This window comes from Streptomyces sp. HUAS CB01 (assembly GCF_030406905.1).
GTDB lineage: Bacteria > Actinomycetota > Actinomycetes > Streptomycetales > Streptomycetaceae > Streptomyces > Streptomyces chengbuensis.
In genome coordinates this window covers 475,528-492,373 of record NZ_CP129137.1, presented here as the reverse complement: position 1 = coordinate 492,373, position 16,846 = coordinate 475,528, and the positions used below count along the sequence as shown (strand labels likewise).

Annotated in this window: 13 protein-coding genes; 8 read left to right on the top strand and 5 right to left on the bottom strand. The window is 73.0% G+C overall.

All coding sequences use genetic code 11. The features are described 5' to 3' along the window. Positions 1–118: 118 nt before the first annotated feature. The gene (locus QRN89_RS02280; protein ID WP_290347650.1) at positions 119–1,750 is read right to left on the bottom strand and encodes an acyl-CoA synthetase; all 1,632 of its coding nucleotides are present in this window, start codon (positions 1,748–1,750) and stop codon (positions 119–121) included. A gap of 176 nt (positions 1,751–1,926) precedes the next feature. On the opposite strand from QRN89_RS02280, the gene QRN89_RS02275 reads away from it, so the two are divergent. The 7 genes from QRN89_RS02275 (at position 1,927) to QRN89_RS02245 (ending at position 7,661) form a co-directional block, all read left to right on the top strand. After that, a complete protein-coding gene (locus QRN89_RS02275) occupies positions 1,927–2,727 on the top strand; it encodes a crotonase/enoyl-CoA hydratase family protein (RefSeq protein WP_290347649.1) in 801 nt (266 codons plus the stop codon). Positions 2,728–2,848: 121 nt separating this feature from the next. Further along, entirely contained in the window at positions 2,849–3,865 is a 1,017-nt protein-coding gene (locus QRN89_RS02270; protein WP_290347648.1) for a Zn-ribbon domain-containing OB-fold protein, read from the top strand. A gap of 2 nt (positions 3,866–3,867) precedes the next feature. Continuing rightward, positions 3,868–4,920 carry a thiolase family protein gene (locus tag QRN89_RS02265; RefSeq protein ID WP_290347647.1) on the top strand — a complete coding sequence of 351 codons (1,053 nt, stop codon included), beginning with the start codon at positions 3,868–3,870 and terminating at the stop codon, positions 4,918–4,920. Further along, positions 4,910–6,079 (top strand): thiolase family protein, encoded by a 1,170-nt coding sequence (locus QRN89_RS02260; protein WP_290347646.1) that lies wholly within the window; start codon positions 4,910–4,912, stop codon positions 6,077–6,079. The genes QRN89_RS02265 and QRN89_RS02260 overlap by 11 nt, the downstream gene beginning before the upstream one ends. 152 nt (positions 6,080–6,231) lie before the next feature. Continuing rightward, positions 6,232–6,474: a DUF397 domain-containing protein gene (locus tag QRN89_RS02255; protein ID WP_290347645.1), complete on the top strand. Its 243-nt coding sequence runs from the start codon at positions 6,232–6,234 to the stop codon at positions 6,472–6,474. A gap of 182 nt (positions 6,475–6,656) precedes the next feature. Next, on the top strand, positions 6,657–7,055 hold the full coding sequence (locus tag QRN89_RS02250) for an ACT domain-containing protein (protein ID WP_290347644.1): 399 nt from the start codon (positions 6,657–6,659) through the stop codon (positions 7,053–7,055). 105 nt (positions 7,056–7,160) lie between these two features. Then, on the top strand, positions 7,161–7,661 hold the full coding sequence (locus tag QRN89_RS02245) for a hypothetical protein (protein ID WP_290347643.1): 501 nt from the start codon (positions 7,161–7,163) through the stop codon (positions 7,659–7,661). A gap of 339 nt (positions 7,662–8,000) precedes the next feature. Here the strand turns inward: QRN89_RS02245 and QRN89_RS02240 are convergent, their stop codons facing one another. From QRN89_RS02240 to QRN89_RS02225, 4 genes are all read right to left on the bottom strand, one after another. After that, positions 8,001–10,289 carry a terpene synthase family protein gene (locus QRN89_RS02240; RefSeq protein ID WP_290347642.1) on the bottom strand — a complete coding sequence of 763 codons (2,289 nt, stop codon included), beginning with the start codon at positions 10,287–10,289 and terminating at the stop codon, positions 8,001–8,003. A gap of 144 nt (positions 10,290–10,433) precedes the next feature. Further along, positions 10,434–12,341 carry an N-acetylmuramoyl-L-alanine amidase gene (locus QRN89_RS02235; protein ID WP_290347641.1) on the bottom strand — a complete coding sequence of 636 codons (1,908 nt, stop codon included), beginning with the start codon at positions 12,339–12,341 and terminating at the stop codon, positions 10,434–10,436. 367 nt (positions 12,342–12,708) lie between these two features. Beyond that, positions 12,709–13,599: a universal stress protein gene (locus QRN89_RS02230; protein ID WP_290347640.1), complete on the bottom strand. Its 891-nt coding sequence runs from the start codon at positions 13,597–13,599 to the stop codon at positions 12,709–12,711. A gap of 362 nt (positions 13,600–13,961) precedes the next feature. Beyond that, on the bottom strand, positions 13,962–15,080 hold the full coding sequence (locus tag QRN89_RS02225; RefSeq protein WP_290347639.1) for an aminoglycoside phosphotransferase family protein: 1,119 nt from the start codon (positions 15,078–15,080) through the stop codon (positions 13,962–13,964). 233 nt (positions 15,081–15,313) lie between these two features. Here QRN89_RS02225 and QRN89_RS02220 point away from each other — a divergent pair, with 233 nt between their 5' ends. Continuing rightward, complete coding sequence (locus QRN89_RS02220; protein ID WP_290347638.1) at positions 15,314–16,807, top strand: DNA-binding protein NsdB; 1,494 nt, start codon at positions 15,314–15,316, stop codon at positions 16,805–16,807. Positions 16,808–16,846 lie beyond the last annotated feature (39 nt).

Sequence of the window (16,846 nt, the reverse complement as noted above, 5' to 3'; positions counted from 1 at the left end):
CAACGCGAGTGACGCATGCGGTGCGCGGGGCGTCCGGTGGTGTCCGGGGCGGGGTCCGGGCCTGCACGCTCCGGACCCGGGCCGGTTCGTCCTGGTCCGCCCCCGGCGACGGGCCGGCTCAGTCCGTCCCGGTCCCGCCGGCGGCCGCGGCGACCGCACGTGCCCAGCGGTAGTCCGCCTTGCCGCTCGGGGACCGCTGGATGGCGGGAGCGAGGACCAGCTGCCGCGGGATCTTGTACCCCGCCAGCCGGCTGCGGCAGTGCGCCTGCACGGACTCCAGGTCCAGCGCGGGCGCCCCCTCCCGCAGCTGCACGACAGCGGCCACGTGGTTGCCCCACTTCGCGTCGGGAACGCCGGCGACCAGTGCGTCGTAGACGTCCGGATGGGCCTTCAGCGCCTGCTCGACCTCCTCCGGATAGACCTTCTCCCCGCCGGTGTTGATGCACTGGGACCCGCGCCCGAGCACGGTGACCACGCCTTCCTCGTCCACCGTGGCCATGTCGCCGAGCAGCACCCAGCGCTCGTCGCCCCTGCGGAAGAAGGTCTCGGCCGTCTTGGCCGGGTCGTTGTAGTAGCCGAGCGGCACATGGCCACGCTGGGCGATACGGCCCGGCTCGCCCACCGCGACCGGCTCGTGCGTCACCGGATCGACCACCTGCGTACGGTGGTTGACCCGCAGCCGGAACCCCTTCTCCGGACCCGAGTCCTCCGTGGCCGTGCCGTTGAAACCGGACTCCGACGAGCCGAAGTTGTCCAGGAGCATCACCTGCGGCGCCAGCGCCCTGAACTGCTCGCGCACGGTCTCGGACATGATCGCGCCGGAGGACGACACACTGAACAGCGACGACAGGTCCGTGCCCTTCAGCGGGCCGTTCAGCGCGTCGACCAGCGGCCGCAGCATCGCGTCGCCCACCAGCGACACCGACGTCACCCGCTCCCGCTCGATCGTGCGCAGCACCTCCTCGGGCACGTACTTGCGGTGCAGCACCACCCGCTGGCCGAAGCCGAACCCGATGAAGGAGGTCAGCGTCGACGTGCCGTGCATCAGCGGGGGAGTGGGGAAGAAGGTGATGCCGTCGCCGGCCGCGGCGACCCGCTCCGCCAGCTCCTCCGGCCGCTTCACCGGTTCACCGGTCGGTGCGCCGCCGCCGAGCCCGGCGAAGAAGAGGTCCTCCTGGCGCCACATCACGCCCTTGGGCATCCCCGTCGTGCCGCCCGTGTAGATGATGAACTGGTCGTCCGCCGAGCGCGCGCCGAAGCCGCGCTCCGGCGAGCCGGACGCCTCGGCGTCCGTGAACGCCGTGCAGTCGAGGTCCGGCGCGTCCCGGCCCGGTGCGCCGACGCGCACGAGGTGCCGCAGCTTCTCCGTCCGCGGGAGCGCGGCGGCCACCCGGCCGGTGAACTCGGCGTCGAAGACGAGCGCGGCGAGGTCCGCGTCGCGGTAGAGGTAGACCAGTTCCTCCTCCACATAGCGGTAGTTCACGTTGACGGGGACGAGCCGGGCCTTGAGGCAGCCCAGGACCGTCTGCAGGTACTCGACGCCGTTGTAGAGGTGCAGCCCGAGGTGCTCCCCGGGTTTCAGCCCCGCGTCGGCGAGATGATGGGCGATCCGGTTGGCCGCCGCGTCGAGCTGCGCATAGGTCAGCCGGCGCTCCGCACCCGTGCCGGGATGGTCGAGGTAGAGGAGCGCCTCGCGGTCCGGCACCACGTCGACGACCGACTCGAACAGGTCGGCAAGGTTGTACTCCACCGTTCCTCCTGACCCCGGCCCGTGCGGCGCAACCGCCTCGGAGCGGTCATTAGAGCGCCGCCGCGCACAACAGGGAAGAGGTGCCGCAGAAGAAAACTGACTGACTGTCAGAAAACTATTGAACTGCTCCCCGGGCTCCTGCAACCTGTTCTAGGTCTTGAGACGGGAGGACGGTCATGACGGGTACGGAACACCTCACCGTGCAGCGCGAGGGCGCCACCCTGGTGCTCACACTGAACCGGCCGGAAGCCAGGAACGCGCTGTCGCTGCCCATGCTGGTGGGGCTGTACGACGCATGGCTGGAGGCCGACGCGGACGACGGCGTCCGATCCGTCGTCCTGACCGGCGCGGGCGGCTCCTTCTGCGCCGGCATGGACCTCAAGGCCCTGGCCGGCAGGGGGATGGAGGGGCAGGGGTACCGGGACCGGCTCAAGGCCGATCCCGACCTCCACTGGAAGGCGATGCTCCGCCACCACCGACCCCGCAAGCCGGTCGTCGCCGCGGTCGAGGGCCCCTGCGTGGCCGGCGGCACGGAGATCCTCCAGGGCACGGACATCCGGGTGGCCGGGGAGGGTGCCGTGTTCGGGCTGTTCGAGGTCCGCAGGGGCCTGTTCCCGATCGGCGGCTCGACCGTACGGCTCCAGCGGCAGATCCCGCGTACCCACGCACTCGAGATGCTGCTCACCGGCCGCCCCTACACGGCCGCCGAGGCGGAGCGGATCGGACTCGTCGGCAGCGTCGTGCCCGACGGAACGGCGCTGGAGCGGGCCCTGGACATCGCCGGGAGGATCAACTCCTGCGGGCCGCTCGCCGTGGAGGCGGTCAAGGCGTCCGTGTACGAGACGGCCGAGATGACCGAGACCGAAGGACTGGCGGCCGAACTGAAGCGCGGCTGGCCGGTCTTCGACACCGCCGACGCGAAGGAGGGCGCCCGCGCCTTCGCCGAGAAGCGCGATCCCGTGTACCGCCGGGCCTGACCGCCTCGGCGACCGGCCGCCCGGCCTCACCGCCGGCCACCCGGCCGCCGGCCCGCGCGGGCGCACCACGGAGCCCCGGGGACCCGCAGGGCCCTCCGTACGCAACGGCAGAAGGAGTCCCATGTCCGCCACCCCCGCATCCGAGGCGCACCCGGCACCGGAGGTGCTGCGCGCCCCGCTCGTCCTCGAGTTCCCCTTCACCCGCTCCCTCGGCCCCGTCCAGTCCGCCTTCCTCACCGGCCTGCGCGAGCGCACCGTGCTCGGCGTCAGGACGACGGGCGGCCGGGTCCTCGTCCCGCCCGTCGAGTACGACCCCGAGACCGCCGAGGAGATCCGCGACCTCGTCGAGGTCGGCACCGCCGGCACCGTCACCACCTGGGCCTGGAATCCGCAACCGCGACGGGGCCAGCCGCTCGCCACCCCGTTCGCCTGGGTACTGGTCAGGCTCGACGGCGCCGACACCGCCCTCCTCCACGCACTCGACGCCCCCGGCCCCGACGCCGTGCGCTCCGGAATGCGCGTCCGCGTCCGCTGGGCCGCCGAGCGCGCCGGGGCCATCACCGACATCGCCTGCTTCGAGCCGCACGAGGACGGCGGGACGGGCCCGGCGGCGGACCCCGGCACCGACGAGAGCACGGCGACCGAACCACCCGCCCACAGCGGCGAGTTCGCCGATCCCGTGACCGGTATCGTCGCACCGGCCCGGCTCGACTACACCTACACGCCCGGCCGCGCCCAGGCCCGCTTCATCAACGCCCTCGCCGAACGGCGGACCACCGGCGAGCGCTGCCCCTCCTGCCGCAAGGTGTACGTACCGCCCCGGGGCGCCTGCCCGACGTGCGGCATCGCCACCTCCGAGCAGGTCGAGGTCGGCCCCCGCGGCACCGTCACCACGTACTGCATCGTCAACATCAAGGCGAAGAACCTCGACATCGAGGTGCCGTACGTCTACGCCCACATCGCCCTCGACGGCGCCGGCCTGGCACTCCACGGCCGCATCGGGGGCATCCCGTACGACCAGGTGCGCATGGGCCTGCGCGTCGAACCGGTCTGGACCGAGAGCGGCCGGCACCCCGACCACTACCGGCCGACCGGCGAACCCGACGCGGACTACGACACCTACAAGGAGCTGCTGTAGCCATGCGAGACGTCGCGATCGTCGCCTTCTCCCAGACCGACCACGTACGCAGCAGCGAGGAGCTCTCCGAGGTCGAGATGCTCATGCCCGTGCTCCACGACGTCCTCGGACGGACCGGGCTGCGCACCGGCGACATCGGCTTCACCTGCTCGGGCTCCTCCGACTACCTCGCCGGCCGGGCGTTCTCCTTCACGATGGCCCTCGACGGCGTCGGCGCCTGGCCGCCCATCCCGGAGTCGCACGTGGAGACGGACGGCGCCTGGGCGCTGTACGAGGCGTGGGTCGCACTCCTCACGGGCGAGGCGGACACGGCCCTCGTCTACTCCTACGGCAAGTCCTCGCCCGGCTCCGTCCGCGACGTGCTCACCCGCCAGCTCGACCCGTACTACCTGGCGCCCCTGTGGCCCGACTCGGTCGCCCTGGCCGCCCTCCAGGCCCAGGCGCTCATCGACGCGGGGGAGACGGACGAACAGGCCCTGGCCGCGATCGCGGCGCGCAGCCGGAGCGACGCCGAGGACAACCCCCACGCCCAGCTCCGCGGGCCCCGCGCCCAGGGCGGGTACGTCGTCCGCCCCCTGCGCACCGGCGACTGCCCGCCCGTCGGCGACGGCGCCGCGGCGGTGGTCCTCGCCGCCGGTGACAGGGCCCGGGAGCTGTGCGAACGCCCCGCCTGGATCCGCGGCATGGACCACCGCATCGAACCGCACGCCCTCGGCGTGCGCGACCTCACCGACTCTCCCTCGACCCGGCTCGCCGCCGAACGCGCCGGAGCCTTCGCGCGGCCCGTCGACACCGCGGAGCTGCACGCCCCGTTCACGTCCCAGGAGGTCGTGCTGCGCAAGGCGCTGCGTCTCGACGACTCCGTACGGATCAACGCCTCGGGCGGAGCGCTCGCCGCCAATCCCGTCATGGCCGCGGGGCTCGTCCGGATCGGCGAGGCCGCCTCCGCCGTCCACCGCGGCGACTCCGGCCGCGCGCTCGCCCACGCCACCTCCGGCCCCTGCCTGCAGCAGAACCTGGTCGCCGTCCTCGAAGGAGAGCCGCATGTCCGCTAAGGAGCCCGTGGCCGTCGTCGGCGTCGGCCAGACCAAGCACGTCGCGGCCCGCCACGACGTCTCGATCGCCGGGCTCGTCCGCGAGGCCGCGCGGCGCGCCCTCGACGACGCCGGACTCGGCTGGGCCGACGTCGACGCCGTCGTCATCGGCAAGGCCCCCGACTTCTTCGAGGGCGTGATGATGCCGGAGCTGTACCTGGCCGACGCGCTCGGCGCCGTCGGCAAACCCATGCTGCGCGTGCACACGGCGGGCTCGGTCGGCGGTTCGACGGCACTGGTCGCCGCCAACCTCGTGGCGGCCCGTGTCCACCACACCGTCCTCACCCTCGCCTTCGAAAAGCAGTCCGAATCGAACGCCATGTGGGGTCTGTCGCTGCCCATCCCGTTCCAGCAGCCGCTCCTCGCCGGCGCCGGAGGGTTCTTCGCACCGCACGTACGCGCGTACATGCGCCGCAGCGGCGCGCCCGACACCGTCGGCTCCCTCGTCGCGTACAAGGATCGCCGCAACGCGCTGAAGAACCCGTACGCGCATCTCCACGAGCACGGCATCACCCTGGAGAAGGTGCAGTCCTCCCCGATGCTGTGGGACCCGATCCGGTACTCGGAGACCTGCCCGTCCTCGGACGGCGCCTGCGCGATGGTCCTCACCGACCGGGCCGGCGCCGCCCGTTCACCCCACCCCCCGGCCTGGGTGCACGGCGGCGCGATGCGCAGCGAACCCACGCTGTTCGCCGGCAAGGACTTCGTGTCGCCGCAGGCCGGCAAGGACTGCGCGGCCGACGTCTACCGGCAGGCGGGCATCGCCGACCCGCGCCGCGAGATCGACGCCGTCGAGATGTACGTGCCCTTCTCCTGGTACGAGCCGATGTGGCTGGAGAACCTGGGATTCGCGGCGGAGGGCGAGGGCTGGAAGCTCACCGAGTCCGGTGCCACGGAACTGGACGGGGACCTGCCGGTGAACCCGTCCGGCGGGGTGCTCTCCACCAACCCCATCGGCGCCTCCGGAATGCTCCGCTTCGCCGAGGCGGCCCTCCAGGTACGGGGCCGGGCGGGCGCACACCAGGTGGACGGGGCCCGCAGGGCCCTCGGCCACGCGTACGGCGGCGGCTCGCAGTTCTTCTCGATGTGGCTGGTGGGCGCGGAGCCCCCGGCGACCTGAACACCGGGCCCCGGGGCAGGGTGACGCCCCGCTCCGGACGGCCCCGGAGGGCCCTTCCCGGAGCCGGTCGGCGAGTCCTTCCGCGGCGGCCTGTCCGCCACCCGCCCCGCTCGCTACGCTGACCCCCGACGACGACCGGGAGGAGTGGGGACGTGGCCGAGAGCATCACCACGGAGCAGCCGCTTTCGGGTGGGGACAAGCCGGATCTCGACCTCAGCCAGGCGGACTGGCGGTCGGGGAGCCAGGGGGCGGGCGACGTTCAGATCGCCTTCGTCGAGGGCTTCATCGCGATGAGGAACGGCGGTCGTCCCGGGAGCCCGTCACTGATCTTCAGCCCGGCCGAGTGGCGCGCCTTCGTCATCAACGCCCGGCACGGGGAGTTCGACCTCACCTGACCGCACGTCCGGCCGGCGGCCCGAGTGCTATGCGGGACGGGCCGCCACTCCGGAGGTCGACCTTGGAATGAAAGGGCGCCGCGCCAGGATCTCCATGGATCCTGGGTTCGGAGGCCCTCGGCGGGGGTGGGGCGGGGCCGGCGGGGCGCGAGCGGTTCGTGCGGCGGCCTAGGCTGGTGATCATGAGTCCAGAACGCGACCTCGGCCGCCTCCTGACCGGCATGCGGCCCGAACTCAACCCCGGCCGCTACGTCTTCGCCACCGTCACCGGGGCCCCGCCGCCCGGCCTCGCCCCCGCGGTCACGGTCGCCGAGGACGAGGGCCTGACCCTCGTCGTACGCCGCGAGGAAGCCGACACGGCCGGGCTGGCCTACGACTACGTCGCCGGCTGGATCACCCTGCGCGTGCACTCCGCACTCGACGCCGTCGGCCTCACCGCCGCTGTCGCCACCGCCCTGGCCGACGCGGGCATCAGCTGCAACGTCGTCGCCGGCCACCACCACGACCACCTGTTCGTTCCGTACGAACGCGTGGACGAGGCCGTCACCCTCCTGCAGGAGCTGGCGGGGCGCGCCGGCTGAGGCCGCGGTGCCCCGGCGCGACCGGCCGGGCGGCCCCGCTCCGGCGTGTCGTGCGGGCCTGTGCCCGGTCGGCGGCAGCGCCTCCCGGGCACGTACCATGTCGGCATGTCCTTCCTCCGCCGCCGCAGCGCCGCCACTCCCGCGGGCCCGGACTTCGACGTCCTGGCCATGGACCCCGGTGACTGGCCCGGCAATCTGGGAGCCGGGCTGCTCCCCGCGCCCGACGGCAGCTGCCAGGGCGTCTTCCTGCGCTACGACCTGTTCGGCGGCCGGGGTCCCGCGATGATCATCGGCAATCTGCCGGAGGGATCGCCCGCCCGCGAGGTCGGCGAGGGACAGGCCCCCTTCGAGGTCGCCCAGCTCCTGGCGGCGCTGGAGAACGACGAGGAGGTCACGGTCGTCGGCACCGAGGACGTCCCCGTCATGCAGGGCGACAACCTGCTGATCGTACGCAGGATCAAGCTCTCCGAGAGCCGGATCTCCTGCGTGCAGTTCGACCGCAGCGACAACGTCCTCGTCACCATCGCCAGCTGGGACCGGCCGATCACCGACGACCTGTACGCCCTGCTGAAGCCCCTGCCCGCGGAACTCTTCCAGCAGGGCTGACCCGCCGCCCGGCCCGCGGCCGTCCGGCGGGCGGAACGCCCCCGCCCGCCTTCCCGCGCTGCCTGGTCCGGCACCGCCGTGCCTCCGTCCACGCCGCGGAGCCGTACGACACCGTGCAGCCCCGCGGCGCGTGACCCGGCCCGGTGACCGCAGAGCCCCGCCGAGCCCGCGACGCCCGGCACACGTACGCGCCCCGGCGCCGGGATCGTCGGGGTACGCCCCGTACGAGGGCACCCTCCGTCCCGGCGGTCGCACGCACCGGACGCCGCGAGCCCCGGCCCCGGGTGGACGGCGCTCCTGCGAGGACACCGACCGGTCGCACCCTCCGACGCGCCCGGGTCAGAGCCGCCCGGCACCCGTCGGCGTGCCGACCCCCGGCCCCGCCACGCCCGTCGGCGTGCCGGCCATCGGCCGCGGTCCGCCGGGGCCCGCACCCGCACCCGCGCGGAGCAGATCGACGATCCTCGCCGCCGACATCCCCAGAGCCAGGGGACCGTCGACCCGCAGCGCCGAACCCGCGCCCGACCCCACGTCCTCCGCGCCGTAACGGCGCACTCCCCGGTGCCAGTTCAGGATGCCCGCGATCCAGTCCTCCAGCTCCCGCACATAGGAGTCAAGCGCCGCCCTGCCCCCGGAGTCCAGGCCGAACTGCTCCCGCAGCAGCGCGAGTTCATGCTCCTTGACATGGAGGAACTGGCTCAGCCGCGACCGCATCAGATCATCGACGATCGCGACGGCGGCCCGGTAGTCGCAGCCGAAGAAGTTCTGCACCACCAGCACACCGTTGTGCAGCTCCCCCTCGATCTCGATCTCCTTCTGGTACGAGAACAGATCGTTGATCAGACAGGCGTAGTCCGACGCGGAGTTCTCCAGGCTCCGCACCGTCCCGGTCCCGTAGATCTCCGGCGGCAGCTCCCCCTCGTGCCGGAGCCGGCACAGCATCATCGTCAGCTCCGACCCGAAGGTACGGCGCCGCATCTCCATGTAGTCCACCGGATCGGGCACCCGGTGCTGCGCCTGGTTGTGCAGCTCCCACAACCAGCTCTCCAGCATCACGTCCAGCGCGCGCCTCAGCCCCGCCCGGGCCTCGGGTCCCATCGGTCCGGCCGTCCGTGCCCAGAGGTCCGCGAGCGAGCGTTCCATGGGACTCACCGCGACCGCCGCGCCCGCCGCCGGGTCGTCGAGCGGCACACACGCCATCAGCCGCTCCGTGCACGCCTTCGCGCCGAGGAGATCGCGGGGGCGGCCGAACACCAGAGGGTAGTAGTCGTCCCCGTACGTGCCCCACGTCAGCCACTCCGCGCTCAGCTCCAGCTCCTCGGGCGTGGCGTCCGGGTCGAGCCCCGCCGAGCAGAGGGCGAAGTCGAAGCCTGTGAGCATCGCCTCGTCCCAGATGTCCCCGAGCAACCCCATCCGCTTCGCCCACGCGACCGACCGGCGCCGCGCCTCCTCGTGGTGCGGGCTGAGCGTCAGCGGGAACGGGCAGTCGAAGTCGGGCAGCAGCGACGGGCCCGTCGGCCGGTGCGGGACCTGCGTCAGACCGCGCGGCCGGGCCGCCGCCGGCCGGCCGAACAGCGTCCTGACGTCCAGGGCCGACGTCCCGAGCACCCCGCCGGGCAGCGAAGGCCCCGTCACCGCACCCTTGTTCATGTAGCGGCTCGACCGCAGATGCCACTCATGGCCGCCGGACTGCCAGTCCTGCAGGCCCTTCGTGTACGCGGCGACCGCCGCGCACTCCGCCGGATCCAGCCCGTTCTCCGCGCAGAGCGCCGGGACTTCGGTGAGGGCGGTGTTCTCGAACTGCTGGAGCCGCGACGTCAGCAGGTCGTTGACCGCGTCCGCCGCCTCCTGGGTGGAACAGCCGAGGAACGTCTCCAGCACCAGGACGCCGTTGCTGTTCTCGCCCTCGTCGCCGACCTCCCGTTCGTACGAGAACAGGTCGTTGCGCAGATGCACCGCGTCGGAGAACGCGTCCCGCAGCACCCGCATCGCCCGGGAGCCGGCGACCCGCTCGGGGACCTCCGCGCCCGCCGCGAACTCCACGAGCCCCGCGGACCAGGGCGCGCCACCGACCTTGCGGCGCATCTCGATGTACTCGACCGGGTTCGCGATCCGGCCCTGGTTGATGTTGTGCAGCTCCCACAGCGACTCGTTGAGCAGATGCTCCGTCGCCTCGGCGAACCTGGCCCGCCACGCCGCGGACATGCTCGGCACCGTCCGCGCCCACAGATCGGCGAGGCCCGCCTCCACCTGGTTGGCCGGCTCGGGGACGCCCTGTTCCGGGTCCAGCGGCATGAACGCCGGCAGCCGGTCCAGATAGGCCTTGCCGCCCGCCGTGTCCCCCGTGCGCTTGTAGACCTCCAGGAAGTGGTCGTCGAAGAAGAACACCCACACGTACCAGTCCGTGACCAGCGACAGCGCCTCCGCCGAACAGTCCGGATGGGTGTAGGCGCACAACAGGGCGTAGTCGTGCGCCTCGAGGTCCTCGAGCTCCCAGATCCCCGACCCCTCCAGCATGCCCATGCGGCGCGCCCACTCCCGGGTGTGCCTGCGTGCCGCGTCGACATGGGGGTTGAGTCGGGCCGGATACGGTACGTAGAAATCCGGCAGTTCGAAGGGCTGTGCCATACGTGCCCGGCCTTTCGGTGAGCGTCCGCGCGCGAGCCGCGCGGACCGGTCGGCGTACGGGCCAGCCCTACCCGTCGCCTCTCCGGACCACGCGGCCCCGATGATCACCCGTCCGGATGAACCGGTCGCCCGCCGGCGGGCCCGCTAACGGCGCACGACCCGCACGTCGGAGGCCTTCACGAAGGCGACCCGGTGCCCGAACTGGATCTCGTAGTAGCGCTCGTCGCCGCGCACCACGGTGTGCTTCGACGTGTCGAACGTCGTCGCCCAGTAGTACTCGCCCTGCGTGCTGCCACCGGTCACGTACTTCTGTCCCGCCGCCAGCCTGTACGGCAGTGGCGTCACCGCCTGCACCGGCACACCCGCCGGGTACGCCGACGCCTCCGGATAGGCGCGGCCGTACACCGGAACCTCCGCCAGGCCCTCCCGCGGGGTGACGAGCGCAGCCCGCGCGCCCACCGCGGTCGGCTGGGTGCGCGGGTTGTGGAACCAGGCCTTCTGGCCCAGGTACCAGATGGCCGTCCAGTCACCGCGGCGCTCCGCGACGGCGTACTGCTGCCCCGTCGTGGCCCGCGCACCGGTGTCGTTGACACCTGTCGTCGAGTCGCCGCCGCCCGGCCGCAGACCGATGTCCTTGACCAGCGGCGCCGATGCGTCCGGCGCGGTGTGCAGCCGGACCGCGCCCGAACCGTGCGGCGCGCAGGTGTCGCCCGCCTTCTCACAGCCCGTGTACACCGGCTGGTGCCGGTCGTAGTCGGGACGGATCGTCACCGCGGCCGCGCCCGGCCCCGCCGTCGGGACGAACGGCCGCCCCAGCAGCGTGAAGTAGTGCGCCCAGTCCCAGAACGGCCCCGGGTCGGTGTGCATGCCCGGGATCGTCGAGGGCAGCGTGCCCGGCACGTTGTCGTGCCCGATGATGTGCTGCCGGTCCAGCGGGACGTCGTACCGCTTGGCGAGATGACGCACCAGACGGGCGGAGCTGCGGTACATCGCCTCCGTGTACCAGGCGTCGGGACTGGCGAGGAAGCCCTCGTGCTCCAGCCCGATCGACTTGGCGTTGACGTACCAGTTGCCGGCGTGCCAGCCGACGTCCTTCAGCCGCAGATGCTGGGCGACGTGCCCGTCCGAGGACCGCAGCGAGTACTGCCAGGACACGTACTCCGGGTTCTGGACCAGCTGGAGGGTGGTGTCCCAGGTCGCCTCGGTGTCGTGGACGACGATGTACTCGACCGACTGCGAAGCGGGCCGGTTCGCCTTGTCGTGGTTGCCGTAGTCGCCCTCACCGAACTGCTCGTACGGGGCGGGGATCCACTCGCACGCCACGGTCACCGGGCACTCCGTGAGCGTCCGGTCGGTGGTGCGCAGGCCCAGGCGGGCGACGTCGGACCTGTCGGGACGCACGCCCTCGTCGGCCCGCAGCGACACCCGCTGCCCGCTGTCCGTGGTCCGGTTCTGGCCCGTGCGGATGACGTCGAACACGTCGTCGGCGTACGTCGTCGCGGTCGCCGTGTCGTCGGCGCCGGAGAACCGGGCGACCGCCGCGTACCAGTCCGCCGCGCCGCCGCCGGGCGTTCTGCCCAGCTTCCGCTGGGCATCGGCGAGCAGCGCCGCACCGCCCCGGATGTTCGCTGCCGCGTCCGTCCGCAGTCGTGCGGCGGGGATACCGGTGAGGCCGGCGGCCCGCTCCAGGGTCCGCAGCCGGGGCGGCAGCGCGGCGCGCTCCGTGAGCGGGGCGCCGTCGCTCGTGCGGGGAGCGCGGGCCGCGTCGCCGCGGGCGTCCTCCGAGCCGTGCGAATGGTGGGGGGCCTCGGCCAGGGCGGTTGCCGCGTCCGTCAGATGCATCGGCCCGTAGCCGCCGGTGACGCTCGGGGCGCCGCCGTGCCCGTCCCAGCGCGACTGGAGATAGGAGACACCGAGCAGCACGCTCTGCGGCACCCGGTACTCGGCGGCGGCGTCGGCGAAGGCGCGCTGGAGTTCGTCGGACGGCGCCGTCTGCTCCGCGGTGGCGGACGGAGCGGCCGAGACCAGGGTCAGCAGCAGCGCCGCGACCACCGCCCCCCGCCTGCGAGCATGTCTCGGTCGTACGAGGGCGGATGCCTGCAATGCAGCCTCCAGTGACGGATGGTGCGCGAGGGACCCGTACAGGGGTAGCGGCTCCCGGACGATCCGTCAATGAGGCTCAGCGGCACGGAAGTCCACGTCAGGGACGGGAAGGGCGCGGCCTGCGCAGCGTCAGTGGAGTGGACCAATGATCTTTGGAAACGGCCCGTCGGGAGAGGCCCGTCGGGCAGGTCGCTTGGAGCGCGGCCGTCGTGAGGCACCCGCAGCACCGCCCGCCTGCCGACCCCGGCCGTGCGATCAGCTGCGGGCCGCGGCGGCGGGTCAGACGGGGGGCGTCCGGCCGCCGGACACCGGCGCGTCAGCCCGGCGGCACGACCGCCACGGGGCAGGGCGCGTGGTGCAGCGAGGCATGGGCGACGGAACCGATCCGTGAGCCGATGGGGGAGCGGCGGGCGCGCCGGCCGACCACCAGCAGCAGCGCACGGCCCGTGGCGGACATCAGTACCTGTCCCGCGCTGCCGATCTCCACATGCTCCGTCACCGGAACGCCGGGGTAGCGCTCCCGCCAGGGCTTCACCGCCTCCGCAAGTGCCTTCCTCTCGAACGGTTCCAGGCCCCCGGCCTCGTCGGCGAGCCGCATCGACCCCGGGCTGTAGGTGTACAGCGTCGGCAGGCTCCAGGCGCGCACCGCCCGCACACCCACGCCGTGCGCGGCAGCGGTCTCGAAGGCGAATCCGAGGACCGCGTCGCAGTCGTCGGGCGAGCCGTGCTGACCCACCACCACCTCGTCGCCCGTGCGGGGCTCGGGGAACGTGGCCGGGTCCTCCTCCCCGGCCGGTGCGCGCACGGCGATCACGGGGCACGCCGCGGAGGCGATCACCTGCTGGCCGTAGGAGCCGACGATGAAGCCGACGATCGCGCCATGGCCCCGGGAGCCGAGCACCAGCATCGAGGTGCGCTCGGACTCGTCGAGCAGGGCCGCCACCGCGGTGTCCGGCACCACCTCCGCGGAGACCCGAACGTCCGGGTACCGCCCGGTGATCTCCGACTCCGCCTCACGCACCAGACTCTCGGCCGACCGCGCCTGTGCCTCCCGGTCCTGCACGATCGGCACATCCAGGGGCTGCCACAGCCATGCGTGCACCAGACGGAGCGGAAGCCCGCGGAGCGCCGCTTCGCGGGCCGCCCAGTGCACCGCTGCCCGGCTCTCCGGTGATCCGTCCACTCCTGCAGTGATGGGTCCGGCCATGGGGGTCGTGCCTCCGTCCGTGGTCCGGGCTCGACCGCGCGGGCCGCCCTGTGCGTGTCGGTGTCGCCGGACCGGCCCCGGATCCGCGGGCGGGGCCGGCCGGCTCCCGATCTCGGAGCCGTCCCGCCGCGCCGCCCGGACCGGCTGCGACCGGTAACGAGTTCCCCCGCGCCGGATCCGCTACACCTGGCACCACGGCCCGCCCTCCCGTGGCGGACAGCCGGTCCGCCGGGCAGGTGATCCCGCCACGGCCGTCGCGGGGGCGGCCGTCACACCTGGCGCGGTGTGGCCTCGCCAGACGACAGAGCGCTGTGCGTCCAGTGTCGGCACTGGGCACACAGCGCTCTTCCCCCTCGTCGCGGTCAGCGGGTGCCGACCGCCGCGCGCACGGCTCGTCGTGCCAGCGCGCAGTCATCGTGCAGCCGGCGCAACAGCAACCGCTGCTCCTCCCCGGAGGACAGTCCGGCGTGCGGGGACGGGGCGGTGCCCGCCGGCGGCGCCTCCCGCATCGTCCGCTGCACCGCCGTCTCGTAGGTCCTGATCTCCCGGGTCAGCACCAGCATCAGGTTCACCAGGAAGGCGTCGCGTGCCGCGGGGCCCGACTGCTGGGCGAGCTGGCTGATCTGGCGACGAGCCACCGGGGCGTCCCCCAGCACCACCCAGAGCGTCGCGAGGTCGTAGCCCGGCAGGTACCAGCCCGCGTGCTCCCAGTCGACGAGCACGGGGCCCGTCGGCGCGAGGAGGATGTTCGACAGGAGGGCGTCGCCGTGACAGAACTGCCCCAGACCGCCCTGCCGTCCGCCGGAGTGCGCGAGACCGTGCAGCAGCTTCTGCAGATCACCCAGATCACGGTCCGTGAACAGCCCCAGCTCGTGGTACCGGGCGATCCGCGACGCGTAGTCCAGCGGTGCGTCGAACATCCCGGCCGGCGGCCGCCACGAGTTCAGCCGGGCGATCGCCCCGAGCACGGCACGGACGTCCGACCGCGGCGGAGCCTCGGAGGGATGCCTGGCGAGGGCGGCCGGACGGCCGGGCATCCGCTCGACGACCAGCGTGCAGTTGTCCGGGTCCGCGGCGATGAGCCGGGGTACGCGCACCGGCGGCCGGTGCCGGACGAACGCACGATATGCCGTTATCTCGTGCCTGAACCGCTCCGCCCACGCCGGCGACTGGTCCAGTAAGCATTTGGCGACGGCCGTGGTCCGCCCCGTCGTGCCGACGAGCAGCACCGAGCGACCGCTCCTGCGCAGCACCTGCACCGGGTTGAACTCCGGGCAGATGCGGTGCACCGAGGCGATCGCCATGCGCAGCTGCGCGCCCTGGGGGCCGGACAAGTCGATTCTCCCGCTGAGCGGTTGGCCGACCGCCCCCGGCCACCGCCGGGTCCTGCCGGTCGTGGAGGGCTCGAGCAACGGCCCGCCGCCTGCCTGCAGGGAGCGCGGGCGGGACGGGGCGGACACGGAGGACGATGCTGTGTACATGGGCGATACAGATCCCTTCGTGTGCCGACAAGTCGCGTGCGCGGCCCTGCCCCGGAAGCCTTCGGCACCCTGGGGAATGCGGTCTCGCTCCCGGGGCGGGGTGGCGCTTTCCTACCTGACACCCGGCCGCGGGTGGCACACCATCTGGCGGACCCTGGCGAACCCTGGCGAATAGTCGCGGCGCATCTGACAGGGGGTTACTGTCAACTCAGCCGAGAACCTGGGGGCTTGACGTGACCGGAGAACCCAACACCCGTCTCGCGGACCTGTTCGGCCTCGCCGGCTGGTCCAAGGGCGAGCTCGCGCGGCTCGTGAACCGGCAGGCGGCGGCCATGGGCCATCCGCAGCTGGCGACCGACACCTCGCGGGTGCGGCGCTGGATCGACATGGGGGAATCCCCCCGCGATCCCGTGCCGAAGGTGCTGGCGGCTCTGTTCACCGAGCGACTCGGCCGTGTCGTGACCATCGAGGACCTCGGGTTCGTACGGCACGGGCGCACGCGCAAGCGGAGGGAGGCCGGCGGCGCCGGCCACCCCGACGGCCTGCCCTGGGCACCCGAACGTACGGCGGCGGTCCTCACCGAATTCACGGGAATGGACCTCATGCTCAACCGACGCGGCTTGGTGGGCGCGGGCGCCGCGCTCGCCGCAGGCTCCGCACTCAGCAGCGCCATGTACGACTGGCTGCACACCGACCCCGCTCTCAGCACCGACGCTCTTCGTGTCCACGACCCCCTGCACGCCGACCCCGCTGGGTTCGACCGTTACGAGGCCGCCCCCATCGGGTCGCAGGAGATCGACGCACTGGAGCGCTCCGTCGAGGTGTTCCGCGCCTGGGACGCCTCCCGGGGCGGCGGGCTCCAGCGCAAGGCCGTGGTGGGCCAGCTCAACGAGGTGGGCGGCATGCTCGCCTACCATCACCCCGACCACCTCCAGCGCCGCCTGTGGGGCGTCGCCGCCAACCTCGCCGTACTCGCCGGCTGGATGTCCCACGACGTCGGCCTCGAACCCACCGCCCAGAAGTACTTCGTCATCGCGGCCCACGCGGCGCGCGAGGGCGGCGACCGCCCCCGCGCCGGCGAGGCCCTCTCCCGGGCCGCGCGCCAGATGGTGCACCTGGGCCGGCCGGACGACGCCCTCGACCTGATGAAACTCGCCAAGTCCGGTTCCGGGGAGGAGACCCTGCCCCGATCACGGGCGATGCTGCACACCATCGAGGCATGGGCGCAGGCGTCCATGGGGCGGGCCCAGGCCATGCGCCGGACCCTCGGGGAGGCCGAGGAGCTGTTCGTCTCGGACAAGGGTGACGTACCCCCGCCGAGTTGGATGCAGATGTTCGACGAGGCGGACATGCACGGCATGCAGGCGCTCGCCTACCGCACGCTCGCCGAGTACGACCCCGCGGCCGCAGGCATCGCCCAACGCCACGCCAAGCAGGCGCTGGAGCTCAGGGAGGGCGGCCGCCAGCGGTCCAAGATCTTCGACTACATCTCCATGGCGTCGGCGTGCTTCATCGCCGACGACCCGGAACAGGCCGACAGGTACGCCCGGTTGGCGCTGGTGTCGATGGGGGAGACCTCCTCGCACCGCACCTGGGACCGGCTCCGGGAGATGTACCGCCTCACCGGGCAGTTCTCGGGCTACGCGAAGATCGAGGACCTCCGTGAGGAGATCCAGCACGCGCTGCCCACCAGCCCGTCCAGGGGCGCGCGGAGCGCCAGGATCTGAGGGCCGCCGCCCGAGGACCTCGGCGCCGGACCGCGTCAG